Annotated in this window: 16 protein-coding genes; 11 read left to right on the top strand and 5 right to left on the bottom strand. The window is 40.8% G+C overall.

Annotation, left to right across the window (positions count from 1 at the left end; translation table 11 throughout):
* Window positions 1-145: 145 nt before the first annotated feature.
* Both V7K27_RS06275 and V7K27_RS06270 read right to left on the bottom strand, forming a co-directional pair.
* A complete protein-coding gene (locus V7K27_RS06275) occupies window positions 146-1,591 on the bottom strand; it encodes a DUF4335 domain-containing protein (protein WP_334945339.1) in 1,446 nt (481 codons plus the stop codon).
* Window positions 1,588-2,214 carry a DUF3038 domain-containing protein gene (locus V7K27_RS06270; protein ID WP_334945337.1) on the bottom strand — a complete coding sequence of 209 codons (627 nt, stop codon included), beginning with the start codon at window positions 2,212-2,214 and terminating at the stop codon, window positions 1,588-1,590. The genes V7K27_RS06275 and V7K27_RS06270 overlap by 4 nt, the downstream gene beginning before the upstream one ends.
* A 308-nt stretch (window positions 2,215-2,522) precedes the next feature.
* Here V7K27_RS06270 and V7K27_RS06265 point away from each other — a divergent pair, with 308 nt between their 5' ends.
* From V7K27_RS06265 to V7K27_RS06245, 5 genes are read left to right on the top strand one after another with little or no spacing between them, the layout of a single operon-like run.
* Window positions 2,523-2,687 carry a hypothetical protein gene (locus tag V7K27_RS06265; protein WP_334945335.1) on the top strand — a complete coding sequence of 55 codons (165 nt, stop codon included), beginning with the start codon at window positions 2,523-2,525 and terminating at the stop codon, window positions 2,685-2,687.
* Complete coding sequence (locus V7K27_RS06260) at window positions 2,678-3,196, top strand: adenine phosphoribosyltransferase (RefSeq protein WP_334945333.1); 519 nt, start codon at window positions 2,678-2,680, stop codon at window positions 3,194-3,196. Before V7K27_RS06265 ends, V7K27_RS06260 begins: the two co-directional genes overlap by 10 nt.
* 53 nt (window positions 3,197-3,249) lie before the next feature.
* Window positions 3,250-4,296: an ABC transporter permease gene (locus tag V7K27_RS06255; RefSeq protein ID WP_334945331.1), complete on the top strand. Its 1,047-nt coding sequence runs from the start codon at window positions 3,250-3,252 to the stop codon at window positions 4,294-4,296.
* A gap of 4 nt (window positions 4,297-4,300) precedes the next feature.
* Window positions 4,301-4,450, top strand: a complete 150-nt coding sequence (locus V7K27_RS06250; protein ID WP_334945329.1) for a hypothetical protein — start codon at window positions 4,301-4,303, stop codon at window positions 4,448-4,450.
* Window positions 4,426-4,707: a hypothetical protein gene (locus V7K27_RS06245; RefSeq protein ID WP_334691509.1), complete on the top strand. Its 282-nt coding sequence runs from the start codon at window positions 4,426-4,428 to the stop codon at window positions 4,705-4,707. Before V7K27_RS06250 ends, V7K27_RS06245 begins: the two co-directional genes overlap by 25 nt.
* Window positions 4,708-4,716: 9 nt before the next feature.
* On the opposite strand, the gene V7K27_RS06240 is transcribed toward V7K27_RS06245, so the two are convergent.
* The 3 genes from V7K27_RS06240 to V7K27_RS06230 form a co-directional block, all read right to left on the bottom strand.
* Window positions 4,717-6,339, bottom strand: coding sequence for a sensor histidine kinase (locus V7K27_RS06240; protein ID WP_334945327.1), 1,623 nt, complete (start codon window positions 6,337-6,339; stop codon window positions 4,717-4,719).
* 23 nt (window positions 6,340-6,362) lie between these two features.
* Window positions 6,363-6,896: a hypothetical protein gene (locus V7K27_RS06235; RefSeq protein ID WP_334945326.1), complete on the bottom strand. Its 534-nt coding sequence runs from the start codon at window positions 6,894-6,896 to the stop codon at window positions 6,363-6,365.
* Window positions 6,897-7,778: 882 nt separating this feature from the next.
* Entirely contained in the window at window positions 7,779-8,645 is an 867-nt protein-coding gene (locus V7K27_RS06230; RefSeq protein ID WP_334945379.1) for a sulfurtransferase, read from the bottom strand.
* A gap of 70 nt (window positions 8,646-8,715) precedes the next feature.
* On the opposite strand from V7K27_RS06230, the gene V7K27_RS06225 reads away from it, so the two are divergent.
* From V7K27_RS06225 to V7K27_RS06200, 6 genes are all read left to right on the top strand, one after another.
* The gene (locus V7K27_RS06225) at window positions 8,716-9,624 is read left to right on the top strand and encodes a tRNA (5-methylaminomethyl-2-thiouridine)(34)-methyltransferase MnmD (protein WP_334945324.1); all 909 of its coding nucleotides are present in this window, start codon (window positions 8,716-8,718) and stop codon (window positions 9,622-9,624) included.
* Between the two features lie 485 nt (window positions 9,625-10,109).
* The gene (locus V7K27_RS06220) at window positions 10,110-11,258 is read left to right on the top strand and encodes a two-component system response regulator (protein WP_334945322.1); all 1,149 of its coding nucleotides are present in this window, start codon (window positions 10,110-10,112) and stop codon (window positions 11,256-11,258) included.
* Window positions 11,259-11,480: 222 nt separating this feature from the next.
* The gene (glmU, locus tag V7K27_RS06215; RefSeq protein ID WP_334945320.1) at window positions 11,481-12,833 is read left to right on the top strand and encodes a bifunctional UDP-N-acetylglucosamine diphosphorylase/glucosamine-1-phosphate N-acetyltransferase GlmU; all 1,353 of its coding nucleotides are present in this window, start codon (window positions 11,481-11,483) and stop codon (window positions 12,831-12,833) included.
* Window positions 12,834-12,880: 47 nt separating this feature from the next.
* A complete protein-coding gene (locus V7K27_RS06210) occupies window positions 12,881-13,111 on the top strand; it encodes a type II toxin-antitoxin system HicB family antitoxin (protein ID WP_334945318.1) in 231 nt (76 codons plus the stop codon).
* A gap of 148 nt (window positions 13,112-13,259) precedes the next feature.
* The gene (locus tag V7K27_RS06205) at window positions 13,260-13,682 is read left to right on the top strand and encodes a DUF29 family protein (protein ID WP_334945316.1); all 423 of its coding nucleotides are present in this window, start codon (window positions 13,260-13,262) and stop codon (window positions 13,680-13,682) included.
* 572 nt (window positions 13,683-14,254) lie between these two features.
* Entirely contained in the window at window positions 14,255-14,788 is a 534-nt protein-coding gene (locus V7K27_RS06200) for an ABC transporter permease (RefSeq protein ID WP_334945314.1), read from the top strand.
* Window position 14,789 lies beyond the last annotated feature (1 nt).

Raw genomic sequence — 14,789 nt, 5'->3', positions numbered from 1 at the left:
AAACCAATTCTTGATGAACTGTTACCCAAGCTCAATGCTTATCTTAAATCCATAGGGAATAGGGAATAGGGAATAGCAACTTAATTCTCTTCCCCATGCCCCATGCCCCATGCCCCATGCCCCATGCCCCATGCCCCATGCCCAATTATTGATATCCCTGCCAAGGAGTGATTTCCAGCGTACCGCTAGGCTTGAATATCACTTGGAAGTGGGCGAGAGGTTCTTTATTGTTGGGAGCTGCTACATTGGAACCGTAGATAGCGTTGAACATTTTCGGAAGGGGTGTTTCCCGAAAATAGTCAAAGGCAACTTGGTTGAGTGGTTCATAGTCAGCAATTACACCATCTTTGTTAACCGCTACCCGATATTTTAAATCTCGCGTAAAGGTGGGGGTGCCACTCCAAGTTTTGCGAACTGCATTATAAAGCTTTTGGTTTAAACCTTTGACTATATTAGAGTCAGTAATTTTTGCACCCAGTACCTGTGGTGTAGTAGCATATCCCCGCCAAGGGCTAACTTCTAGTACACCTTTTGTATTAAACACTACTCGAAATTGGGCGATCGGTTCATTAGCAATGGGAGTGCGGTTAGCAGGATTGTAAAGTAGGTTAGGTAGAGGAGTTTTCCCCACTGCTAGATTCGCCTCTTTATTCAACGCTTTATAACCAACGATCGCTCCATCCGCAGCTACACCCAGACGATAAATTAAATCGTCGTTCAATCCTGAGCGATTAGTCCAAGCTGGATGAATTTGGTTGTACACTTGGCGATTCAATGCACGTAACTGCGATGGATCAGTAATTTCCGAAACTGTATTTAAAAGTGCTTCTAAATCTTTAACTACTGGTTTTGTATTAGCTGTGGGTGTTGGTGTGGGCGTTGGTGTGGGCGTTACAGCAGCGATGGGAGTTGCAGCAGCTGATGCTAGAGGAGTGATGCTTTTTGTTGTAGAGCTACTTTGCTCATCTGGTTGAGGCTGCGGTGGACGTATTTGGGGAGGTGGAATCAAGTTAAAAGCGATCGCTGCTATTGCTAAAGTTGATACTCCCACAGCAGCAGGAACAGCCTGTCTGACCAAAGCCTGACTAGCACCGCCATAGCGTCTGGTAACTGGTTGTAGTTCTAGGGATAATTCTGGTAAAGTTTGGCTATCAGCAAAAAACTGATCCACTGCTTCCACTAAATCAAACAACTGTACCGTATTCAAATCTATTTCAATCGGCGGACGTTTGGAATTTTTAGAGTGAGACTCGAACCCCTCTGGAACACCTTCTGAGTGTATGATTAACCTGTGTCGGTTGCTGTTAACTTTCTGAAACTCTACTAGCTCCGATTCCTGGTTGTGTGCTTGCGGATTGGGTACACTACTTAAAAATTCTTGCGCGTAACCACTAACAGCCCTCACCAAACTTTCAAAAAATTCTCGCCCTCCCGTTAGGGGTTGATTGTAACCAGATAAATAGCATTCTGCATTTACCAATATTGATAATTCCGGGCGCATTTCCTGGAACTGTGCAGCCCTAGTGACATCACTTAACCCTTCTAAAAGCAGTGTACAATTAGGTAGACTGTACTTACGTTGAATATTCATTCCACTTCACCATCAAACAAACTAATCCAGAACCTCTGCATTCCAGCTGTACCCGTACAAAATAGTAATTGTCCTAACAAATTTATCGCTAGCTCATCTAATTTCTCATCAGAACTTAATGCTAGTAAACCAGAACGGCGAGCATTCATCCGGCTCTTAAAATGCGCTCTAAACCGCTCTAGGTAATTAGATAGGCGCAAATTCTGTTCTAATGGAATCTGTTTTTCTTCCATTTGTTGACATATCATTAGTAACTGGCGGATCACAACAGTTAAACGCCGCGCCATGTAGCAAGCAATGACCACCAGAGCTTTTGCTTCCATAATAGTTAAGGGACGGCGCATGTGCGCTCTTCGTAGCGGGTTAGAGCTACGCATCCGCCATAAATTCACCCTGTCTTTAACAATTCCTTTAAGATCCAACTCTTGAGCAAAAGACAGGATTGCTTCCGAACCACCAAGCTCTAAAGCTTCAATTGCCAGTAAAATCAGGTCAATTTGCAACCGCGTTCTTCGAGGACAGGTCTTGGAAGCGATCGCAGGATCTGGTAAAGTGTCCAGAACCGTCGGCAGTGAGTCTTGGGTTGGACTGTTGAACGGCGTTAAACTTGCTGAGACATTCATTCTACAAATACCTTGTGCGGTTCCAACAGACTAGATAAAACAAATTTAAGATCGGTAGCCAAGACTTGAACATTAAACTTGTAGCAGTAGCATGACTACCTGATATATACATTAGTTAACTCTTTCTACTCAAAGATTTCCCTATATTGAAATCAAAGTTTTAAAACATCAGTTAATTCACCTCATTTATTAGTGCAATACCTTTTCTAGCTTGGTTTAGATTCTAATTATCGTCAATCAAGGGCGAAACTTCAGCCTCGACTCCCAGCGTATGACATTATAGTGTACGATTTTTCAGGTATCTGAAATTGGGCATTGGGCATGGGGCATGGGGCATTGGGCATTGGGCATGGGGCATGGGGCATTGGGCATTGGTTATTAATTCATCTCCCTCATCTCCCCCATCTCCCCCATCTCCCCCATCTCCCCCATTCCCCACTCCCCACTCCCCACTCCCTTTTTTATGGATTTGAAGTCTCTCGTTCGTGACATCCCAGATTTCCCCAAACCCGGAATTTTATTTCGGGATATTACTACGCTGCTGCGCGATCCAGAAGGACTGCGCTACACTATTGACTTTTTAACACAAAAATGCAACGAAGCTGGAATAACGGCAGATTATGTCATCGGTATAGAGTCGAGGGGATTCATTTTTGGCTCACCTCTGGCTTATAAACTAGGAGTTGGTTTTATTCCCGTCCGCAAAAAAGGTAAGTTACCAGCAGCAGTTTACTCAATTGAGTATGAACTAGAATATGGTACAGACTGTCTGGAAGTGCATCAAGACGCCTTGCACCAAGGTAATCGAGTTTTGATTGTGGACGATTTGATTGCCACGGGTGGAACTGCGAGTGCGACAGCAAAGTTAGTACAGAAGATTGGCTGCGAACTGGTGGGGTTTGCGTTTATTATCGAGCTACGGGATTTACAAGGGCGTAAATATTTGCCGGACGTGCCGATTATCTCTCTAATTGAATATTAGTCATGGGTTATTAGACAAATGACAAATGACAAAGGACAAAGGACAAAGGACAAATGACATCTACGAGAATTTCCTTGGAGACAGGTCGGGATTGGCTAATCAGGCTAGTCACGAGCGAAACTTTTGTTTATGTGGCAAAGCGGCTATTGCAGGCACTACTGACTTTGTTTTTGGCGGCAGCATTGTCGTTTTTCATTATTCAACTCGCTCCCGGTGATTATGTCGATACGCTGCGGCAAAACCCGAAGATATCTCCAGAAAGAATTGAGGAAATCAAGCGGCAGTTTGGTTTGGATAAGTCTTGGCCAGAGCAATTTTGGCTGTGGCTATGGCGAATCTTGACAAAAGGGGATTTTGGCACGAGTTTTATTTATCAACGTTCAGTGGCATCGCTGTTGTGGGAACGGGTACCAGCGACTTTGCTATTAGCGATCGCATCTTTAATTGTCACATGGGCGATCGCCATCCCTCTAGGGATTTTTGCCGCCGTTAAACAAAATAGGCCAGCAGACCGAATTTTACAGGTAATTAGTTACGCTGGACAAGGCTTTCCCATTTTCATCACTGTCTTAGCACTGCTGGTTTTTGCCCAAAGAACCTCGCCGCTGTTCCCAGTCGGTAGTATGACTAGCATCAATCACTCGGAACTGTCGTGGTTTGGCAAAATCTTAGATATCGGCTGGCACATGATTTTACCTACGATCGCCCTCTCAATTACAAGTTTTGCTGGTTTACAACGCATCACTCGCGGCGAATTATTGGATGTGCTACGTCAAGATTATATCCAAACAGCTCGTGCTAAAGGTCTGCCAGAAAACCGCGTCATCTACGTTCATGCACTCCGCAATGCGATAAATCCCTTAATTACCTTATTGGGTTTTGAATTAGCTGGTTTATTAAACGGTGCCTTCATTGCCGAATTTTTCTTCAACTGGCCTGGTTTAGGAAGATTGACTTTACAGGCTTTACAAGCTCAAGATTTATATTTGTTAATGGCAAGCTTGATAATGGGCGCAGTGTTGCTGATAATTGGTAATTTAATCGCCGATTTAATGTTAAAAGCCGCCGATCCACGCATTCGCCTAGAAAATCTCAATTAATCATTTGTCATTAGTCATTAATCATTTGTCATTAGTCATTGGTTTAACCCCATCTCCCTCATCTCCCTCATCTCCCTCATCTCCCCCATCTCCCTCATCTCCCTCATCTCCCCCACTCCCCCCATCTCCATGCTGTCCGAAGTCTATTACTTAGTGCGCTCAAAAACTGACGGTAATTATCTCATCGCTCGTCCTGACGCCGAAACATCAGGTTATTTATTGCTGTTTCAGGAAAACTTTGATGCCCTTAGCTATCTCAACACCCATGCCGCAGAAGTAGCAAATCGCTTTGCTGTAGAATCTATTGCGCGTACACAGTTGGGAAACCTGCTAAAACGTTGGGGTTTTAGCGGTGTGGGTATTGTGACTGACCCGTTATTACCTAAAGTTGAGTTTTTGCAACACAGTTAAATTTATGAATTAGTGTAGACTCAAAGCAGCTTCTCTCTGTTTGATAGGAATCTCAATCACAAATTCTGTCCCCTTTTTAGGTGCAGAAACACACTTAATTTTTCCCTTATGCTTATCTACTACAATCTGGTAACTAATAGATAATCCTAAACCAGTACCTTTGCCTATAGGTTTAGTAGTAAAGAAGGGGTCAAACAATCTAGTCTTAACTTCCTCAGTTATTCCTGAACCATTATCTTTAATGCTGATAACTACGCACTCTTGATTTTTAACTTCAGTATGAATAGTAATCAAACTGGGGTATTGTTTAATCTCTTCTTTTAAGCGCTCTATTTGCTCTTGATGTAAAGCATCAATAGCATTACTCAGGATATTCATGAAGACCTGATTTAATCCTCCTGCATAACATTCGATAAGAGGTAAATTATCATAGTCTTTGATAATTGTAATTTCTTGCTGTTCGGATTTTCCTTTGAGACGATGCTGCAAAATTAACAGCGTGCTATCAATTCCTTCATGAATATCAACAGGTTTCATTTCCGCTTCATCAAGACGGGAGAAGTTCCGTAAGGTTAGCACAATCTCACAAATACGATCAGCACCAACTGCCATTGAAGATAAGATTTTCGGCAGATCATCAATAATAAACTCCAAATCTATCTGATCAATTAAAATAGTTATTTCTGGGTTGTCATGAGGATATTGTTGCTGGTACAGATTAGTTAAAGTTAGTAATTGCTGAGTATATTCTCTAACGTACATTAAGTTGCCATAAATGAAATTAACAGGGTTATTAATTTCATGAGCAACACCAGCAACTAGCTGACCGAGTGAGGACATCTTTTCAGTTTGAATCAGTTGTACTTGAGTGTTTTGCAATTCTTGCAGTGTCTGTTGTAGTTGAATATTTTTCTGTTTTAATTTTTCCGTTCTCGTCGCAACTTGCATTTCCAAGATATAATTAGCTTCTTCTAAGGCGGCTTGAGCGATTTTTTTCGCTTTTAAATATTCTTGCAATAAATTTAATACCAAAAGCCATGCCGGAATAAGTATTATTAAACTTATGATAGATTCTAAAATTGCCCAAAACATTCTTTTGCGATATTCAGCAACTGTCTGTTGTAACTGAAGTGAGATATTATGGTTTCTTTTAGCAACACCATCGGCATAAATGTGTTTATTAGTTTCATATTCGTTACTAAACAATAGTAGTTGGGCTGCTTGTTTTTGATTCTTCTTGACTAAATCAAAAGATTGATATTCCATTCTGACCAACTGCTGATTAGCAGCATCAATTTTTTTGGCATCCTCATTTTCATATGTTTTAGGAGCCAGTTTAATAAGTTCTTTAATGATCATATCGAGTTCAGGTTCAAATTGCCGATACCGTTGTTCCCAAGTAAAGTTACCTGTAGCAGCATTCATGCGGGCTGACATAGTTAATACTTCATCAAAATAGATAATTTTATCACTCAGTTTTTGGAGTTGAAATTCATTTTTAGTAATACTATTGAAATGATAATATGCTTGCCAATTAAGCCAAATTTGAGGAATAAATAAAAGTAACGTTAGCAGTACTGTTATAGTTACTATTTGAGAGGGAACAAATCTCAGTTTATAAGGTAAGTGCATTTTGATAGTTTGATAGTCTTGTTTTAGATATAATTAGAATCGGGCATCAACCAAATTTCAATACGTCGTATTAGTTGGATCTCATCAGCACTAATACCAAAATAATTTCTGAGATAATTTATAGTCTCATTGTGATATTTTTCAAAATTTATCTCATTGATTTGTTTTATTTTCATTTTTTTGCCATAAATAAAACCTAAGTCAAAATTTATGAAATCTAATTTAGAAAATTTATATGGATATGGATATATAAATTGAGCAAAAAACTTAAAGATGAATAAATGTATTCTATTAGTATTTAAGTCGTTTCCCATAGTAAATCCAATTACAAAAGCTTCATCTTGAGGAGAAATCCCTCTACCTAAAAGTATGTGAATATAATCATGGTCATGAAGACTAATTTTACCAGGTAATGCCAAGGGACTATTCGGATTCTCTAGTAACCAAATGATAAAGGGAATCTTCGGATTATGTAAACTAAATATTGTTGAATATGCTTCTTTTAACTTAATATTAACTACGTCTATTTGAAAAGTGTTATCTAAATCAAAGTCCATTTATCTACTCCCTAAAGTTCTTTAAAACCAAATTTTATAAATTTTATTATTAGCCTTGATGAGTTTGCTATTTAGATAACAATCCTAAATAATTTGTGAGAGATTGAAAGGCTGAAAAGCTGAGAAATGGGTACTTTTAATCTCCGTATATTCTCACGATTCAATTCGGATTGCTATATTAATTTGCTTTTATTGTGTAAATAACAAAAGCATGGCAATGAGCAGCTACTGTTAAATTTCATAAAACAGAAAACATAGATAGATCAATTAATATTTATTTTTTCTTAATTTGGCTATATTTATCTGAAAAAATATTCTTATTTTTATAAAAAGAATGCTAAAAATTAGTTATCGTAAAGTCTCAGTATTATCACCAATTAACTTTCTTTAAATTTATAATTACGTTAAAAACAATGAAAGTTTAAATATTAAATGTTTGCAAATATAGCATTAGTACTTCAATCTAGTAAGATTTTTTTTAAAATTAAAGTAATTAGGACTTACGCATTGACAAGAAATACCAAATATGTGTGACGTGAAAAACCACATCTTTCTTAGGGGTAAAGCGCATTGCCGTAAGGGTAAAGCGCATTGCTAAACCCCTACAGCATGGTCTATTTACGATCAAAGGATAATTAAGAAAAGCCTGAAACAAGCTATTTTTGTTAACTCACATCACGATGAATTTGTACAGTGCGTAAGTAGTAATATCTTCATTTATTATGTAGATATTACTACTTACGCACGAGTTACGGAATATTTAATCCGCCAAGTTGTTAATTGCCCAATACTTTTAAAACATACTCTAAAATTGCAAATCTAAAATTCCAAATCTAAAATTGGCAGAGTTTGAAGTTTTAATTCTTAACTCTTCACTCCTAACTATAAATATGAAATCCAATCACTCCAGCTACCAGCATAAAGTTTACCCTTGCTAATGCCAGCTAATTCTAAAGAAAGTAAATTCACACAAGCAGTAACGCCAGAACCGCAATATACCAAGATTTCCTCGGCTGTTTCTAGCTTTTCCCAGTGACGGCGTTGTTCCTCTTGAGAGATTAAGTAGCCGGAAGAGTCTGTAACTTCTTGCCAGGGATAGTTGACTGCACCGGGAATATGACCAGCAATTTTATCAATTGGCTCTCGTTCACCTCGGTAGCGATCGCTCTCTCTTGAATCTACCAATACTACCTCGTGGCTGTCTTTCCGGCTTTTCACCTCTGTAATATCTACCACCTTTTCTGTTTGTACTTGAGCTACAAACTTAGCTAATCGGGGGTGAGGAATAACATTTGTAACAGAATACCCAGCTTTTTGCCATCCAGCAAAGCCTCCATCCAGTACTGCTACTTGCTCATGTCCGAGATAGCGCAACAGCCACCATAGACGAGCTGCAAAGGCAAAGCGCGAATCATCATAAGCTACAACTAAAGTTTTTTGGTAATTTACCCCAATCGCTGCAAATTTGTTAGCTATATCATTAGGGTTAGGTAAAGGATGTCTCCCGCCATGCTTACCCACTGGACTGGAAAGATCCTGATTCAAATCTAGGTAATATGACCCTTCTATATGACTTGTCTGGTACTGTTGTTGTCCTAGTTGTGGATCGGCTAGAGAAAAGCGACAATCCACAATCACGACTTGCGGATCTTCTAGATGTTCAAACAGCCAAGTTGGGGAAACAACAAATTGAGGACTTGTACTGAGCGTTCGCGTAGCGTCTCGTAGAGAAGCCGAAGTATTGGGCATGGGGGATGGGGCACTTGTACTGAGCGTTGTCGAAGTATTGGGCATTGGTGATTATTTAGTTTTATTTTAAATGTCAGACTTAGAGAATTTTACACCTCAGCTAACGGCAGATGGCTCTTTCACCTTTGTCTCTCAAGAGTTTGGTGAATCCTTTCACAGCCATTCTGGAGCTAAACAGGAGAGTTTTTTCAAGTTTGTAGAACCGACTCAACTGGCGACAGCCGCGCAAAAACCAGTTTTGCGGCTGTTGGATGTTTGTTATGGTCTAGGATATAACACAGCTGCTGCTTTGCAAACAATTTGGGCAGTGAATCCTAGTTGTTGTGTTGAAGTAATCGGTTTAGAACTGAATCCATCTGTGCCACAAGCTGCGATCGCTCATCATTTATTCGACAATTGGAACTGTAACTATATTGAAATTTTGAAAGAGCTAGCTTTTGAGCATCAAGTGCAAACACCTTGTCTGAAAGCGAAGCTACTAATTGGCGATGCTAGAACTAGGATAACGCCGGTACATCAGTCAGGTTTCTGGGCAGATGCAATTTTCCTCGATCCTTTTTCACCACCTCAATGTCCTCAATTATGGACTGTTGAATTTATTAAACAACTATCATTGTGTTTACATCCAGATGGTTTATTAGCCACCTATTCTTGTTCTGCTGCTGTACGCACAGCACTTTTGTCTGCTGGCTTGATCATCGGTTCTACCCCACCTGTAGGAAGGCGATCGCCTGGTACTGTGGCGGCACATTCTCCAAGTGCTGAGTTGAAAAACTACTCAGCACTTCCTTCTCTCTCGCAAGCTGAAAAAGAACACTTGCTAACCCGTGCTGCTATTCCTTATCGCGATCCTCAATTGAGCGATCCAACCGAAATCATAGTGATGCGGCGACAACAAGAGCAACAAACCTCTTGGCTGGAACCTACCTCCGGTTGGCGAAAAAGGTGGCTATTGGGAACACAAGGCAGGGTTAATTAACAGATTTTCTGGGAACTAGTAGTCTATGTCATTAGTTTTGATGGATAAGAGAACGAACCGCAAAGGACGCAAAGAGCGCGTTCGCGCAGCGTCTCGCAGAGAAGTTAAGAGGTAAAGAAGATAAATTTAAAACTGATTCACCTATCAAAACTTTTGCGACAGACCACTAGTTTGTAGTTCAGTTGTGATGTCTACGACGCAAGGGACGCGAACAGCGTGTCGTAGACAAGACTCGCTAACGCTTTCTAGGGGCGCTAGGTTAAAAAATCTCCGTAAAAAACCTGATTGAATATTTGTGTCAATTGATCATACTGGAATTAGAAGCAAAAAGTTTGACAACAAGATACACCTTGTTCGTCACATAAACAATACATGCTGCGAAAAACTCAGATAGGCAGCTTGACATCATGCATAATCCCTATGGAAGCTCTGGCTCAGATACAGTCGAATATTAAATTTTTTTGGAAATCTGACACTGTTAACTTATGCAAGGTTCAAATCATGCCGTAGGATCGGAAAATACGGAGGGTTATTCTTTAAAAGAGCTTATGCTTGAAGATAGCCAAGCAGTGTCTTCTTGGATAAAAGCTGATGTTAATTGTGGTGATAATTCATTGCTATCTGGAACACTACAAGCCAAAGGTTCTAAAGTGAATGGGTTTGATTTAGATCGGCCAAAGGTTTTAGTAGTTGACGATCATGCCACCAGTCGCATGACTGCTGTTTCCCTCTTGGGGATAGAAGGATACGAAGTGATTGAGGCGGATAGTGGTTCCATTGTTATTAGATTGGTAACTCAAAAACAACCAGATTTGATTTTGCTGGATGTGATGATGCCAGGAATGGATGGATTTGAAGTGTGCCAATTGCTCAAACAGGATGAGCAGACTAGGCTAATTCCAGTGATTTTTCTGACGGCGTTAAATGACAGGCGATCGCGCATTCGGGGAATTGAAGTTGGAGCTGATGATTTTCTCACCAAACCCTTTGATCGTGTAGAACTGGCGGCGCGTGTAAAGTCCTTAGTGCGGCAGAAGCGTCTGAACGAAGATTTAGACCATGCCGAACAAGTACTATTTTCTATTGCCATGTCCATTGAAAGTCGCGATCCCAACACAGGTAATCATTGTGAACGCCTGGTAAAATGGGGACAAGTTTTTGGTGAATACCTCAACCTCTCACGCTACCAAATTCGAGATTTGAGGTGGGGTGGTTATCTCCACGATATCGGTAAGGTGGGTATTCCCGATGCAGTGCTGCTGAAAAAAGGCAAACTCAGCCCTGAAGATTGGCAAATCATGCGACAGCACGTTTTGATTGGCGAAAAAATCTGCCAGCCACTACGCAGTATGCGGGGTGTAATTCCGATTATTCGCCATCACCATGAACGCTGGGATGGCTCAGGCTACCCTGATGGACTTAAGGGGGATGATATTCCCTACCTGGCGCAAGTATTTCAGTTAATTGATATTTACGATGCTCTGACTAGCGAACGACCTTACAAAGAAGCTTTTACTTCAGCAGAAGCACTTTCACTGATGCAAGAAGAAACTGATTCCGGTTGGCGTAATCCTAAACTAATGCAGCAGTTTGCAGAGTTTATTCGCTCTTATCAGGAAAAAGAGAGGGAGTAGGGAGTGGGGAGTGGGGAGTGGGGAGTAATGATTTGTAGCTGCTGTAATCAACGCTAATTGGTATTATTATAATCTCTGCCTTTGATGAGTGAAGTTCTCCCGACTCCTGAATTCTGACTCCTTTTATTTTCAGTCTTCTATGATTAGCTGGTATGATTTGAGCCTAGATTTTAAAGTACCAACAGCATTAATCACAATTTCACTGATAGCTGATAGCTAATTATGGTAGTTGTAGCAATTCTCGCGGCGGGACGCGGCACACGGATGAAATCACACTTACCCAAGGTTTTACATTCTTTGGGTGGGCGATCGCTAGTAGAGAGAGTTCTCGAAAGTGTTGAACCACTTTTACCCTCACGGCGAATCGTGATTGTGGGGTATCAATCCGAGGAAGTGCAAGCCGCCATGCATTTAATTCCCAGTTTGGAGTTTGTCGAACAGCCTGTGCAATTGGGGACAGGTCATGCCATCCAGCAATTACTTCCTCACTTGGAAGATTACACTGGGAATTTACTGATACTTAACGGCGATTTACCGTTGATACGCAGCGAAACCCTTAAGCAGATGTTACAAACTCACGCCCAAAATCAAAACGCCGCCACTATTCTCACCTCGCACTTACCCGACCCCACGGGCTACGGGCGCGTTTTTTGTAACGATGAAAATATTGTGCAGCAAATGGTCGAACATAAGGATTGTACTGCTGCTCAAAGACAAAATCACCGGATTAACGCTGGAGTTTACTGCTTTCGCTGGCCAGATTTGGCAAAGGTGTTGCCCCATTTACAAGCAAACAATGCCCAAAAAGAATACTATCTCACTGATGCCGTGACTCAGGTGGGACAAGTGATGGCAGTGGACGTGGAAGATTATCAAGAAATTCTCGGCATTAACGATCGCCTGCAACTGGCAACAGCATCCGAAATTTTGCAAAAACGAGTCAAGGAAAAATGGATGTTGGCGGGTGTCACCCTCATCGACCCCACAAGCATCACCATTGATGAAACAGTAGAATTACAGCCGGATGTAATTATTGAACCCCAAACTCACCTGCGGGGAAATACGGTGATTAAAACCGGAAGTCACATTGGCCCGGGAAGTTTAATTGAAAATAGCCAGTTGAGTGAAAATGTCACGGTGCAATATTCAGTAGTAATAAATAGCACTGTGCAAGCTGGCAGCCGAATTGGCCCCTATGCTCATTTACGCGGTCAGGTACAGGTGGGTGCTGGTTGCCGTGTGGGAAATTTTGTGGAATTGAAAAATACTCAATTAGGCGATCGCACCAATGCAGCACATTTGTCGTATATAGGTGATAGCGTTGTCGGCAATCAGGTGAATATTGGTGCCGGTACAATTACTGCCAATTATGACGGCGTGAAGAAACATCGTACCAAAATAGGCGATCGGACTAAGACTGGCGCCAATAGCGTTTTAGTGGCTCCAATTACCTTGGGTGATGATGTCTACATCGCAGCTGGTTCGACTGTTACAGAAGATGTTCCTGATGATTCTTTGGTAATTGCCCGTAGTCGTCAAGTGGTGAAACCAGCTTGGCGGAGAAAGAGCCAATAAAGCAATAATTAAATCATCAGATTAGCTGATTTAACTAGAGGTAAAACATGAGGAAAACAAAACAATTTACCGCGATTATTGAGCGTGAGGAAAAGGGCTATGTGTCGCTTTGTCCAGAATTAGATATTGCTAGCCAAGGTGACACCATCGAAGAAGCACGCAGTAATTTGGTTGAGGCATTGGAATTATTTTTTGAGACAGCTGACCCCTCTGAAGTCCAAGATCGGCTAATTACAGAAGTCTTTACATCAGAGTACGGCTATTTCATTCTCATCTAGCCCGCCTCAGAATGAATTCTGAGTCTAATAGCGAAAGTCGTCTAAAGACGACTGAGAAAAGGTTATAGTCCGTTTTAACGGACTTTAGCTATGTTTATGTCTAGAACGAAATAGCCCTGACATCAGAGCAAGACAAACAAAATTGAGTATGGAAGAACTGTTAGAAATTAGGCAACTTCTAGAACAAGGTAAACTCCATGAGGCGCTACTGTTGGTGGATGAGTTAGAAGAAATGAGCCTTAGTGACAAAATCAATAAAATTGATAGTTATGGTGTGATTCTTCTCATCCATTTAATTAAACAAAAGGCTGAAAAACGTTCTACTCGCTCTTGGGATGTTTCGATAGAAAATACGGTGCGTGAAATCAACAAAATAAACAAGCGCCGCAAATCCGGTGGTTTTTACTTGAATCAAGCAGAATTAATCGATATTCTGCAACAAGGATATCAAGTGTCACTGAAAAGAGCGGCGTTAGAAGCTTTTGAGGGGCGTTATGAAGCCCAAGAATTAGCCGCAATGGTTGACGAGCAAGAAATCTTAACTCAGGCGCTAGAATTGATTCAAAAATAACCCTGAGTTCCATCTCTGGATGATTTTCTGGGAGAATAATGTGTAATTAATTATACTTGCCATTGTGCGATCGCTGGATTGTTTATGACGTGAGTTCGACAAATCTTCTTTGACCTCTCAAGAGCAGCCCCTCTCCGAAGCGGAGAGGGGAGTAAAAAGCTTAATTTTTCGTTGCTCCTCCCTTTCCGTTTCGGAGAGGGAGGCTGTCCGGGAGAGGTTCATCGAACTCACGTTTTATGATAACTGTAATTCGATTTTGCAGATAATAGCTGAAGACCCTTTCAGGTCTAAAAAGAGGTTATTCATCCGCTTTTTCGGTCAAAATTCATTCTGAATTCTGACGACTGGTGCCAATATTGCTGTTCGATAAACCTTTTTGTATCCGTGATGCTATCTACCAAGTTTTTGATCTACTAAACTGAAAAATAAACCTGTGTTTAACAAAGTATGTTCAGTTTAATTCCCCTGCCTCTACAGGCAGCACGAATTGAAGCCTAATTGAAATCCCCGTTTTTACTAGCCGCAGTCCAGTAATTGGTTTAATTCTCCAACGCTTACCGACAACGCTATGGGTGGTTGGTTCTGCCTACCTTTTTGGCATACTGCTGGCTATTCCTTTGGGAGTAATTTCGGCTCTCAAACGTCATTCCCTGATCGATAGGATTTTGACTACTTTAGTTTTTTTTGGGCTTTCTCTACCAACATTTTTTACTGGCTTACTGTTTATTATTATCTTCAGTATCCAACTGAAATGGCTACCTTTTATCTATAACAGCACATTACAGGTGACAGATTGGCAGAGTTTTATCACTCAAATTAAACAATCTATTATGCCTATTTGCGTATTAGGACTCTGGCACACAGCAATGCTGATGCGCTTTGTGCGTTCAGAAATTTTAGAAAATATTCATCAAGACTATGTGCGTACTGCTTATGCTAAAGGATTACCCAAGTTTGTAGTTATCAATCGTCATGTTTTACGGAATGCGTTAATTCCTGTAAGTAGGTGGGTGGGAAAATTTATAAGTATGTCATTGCGAGTGAAACGGAGTGTAACGAAGCAATCACAAGGACTTTGGCGGTTTTACATTTTGTTACATAGTTAGG

The organism is Nostoc sp., from assembly GCF_036919575.1.
Classification (GTDB): Bacteria; Cyanobacteriota; Cyanobacteriia; order Cyanobacteriales; family Nostocaceae; genus Nostoc.
The sequence above is the reverse complement of the archived record's forward strand: the minus strand, read 5'-3'. Positions and strand labels throughout refer to the sequence as shown.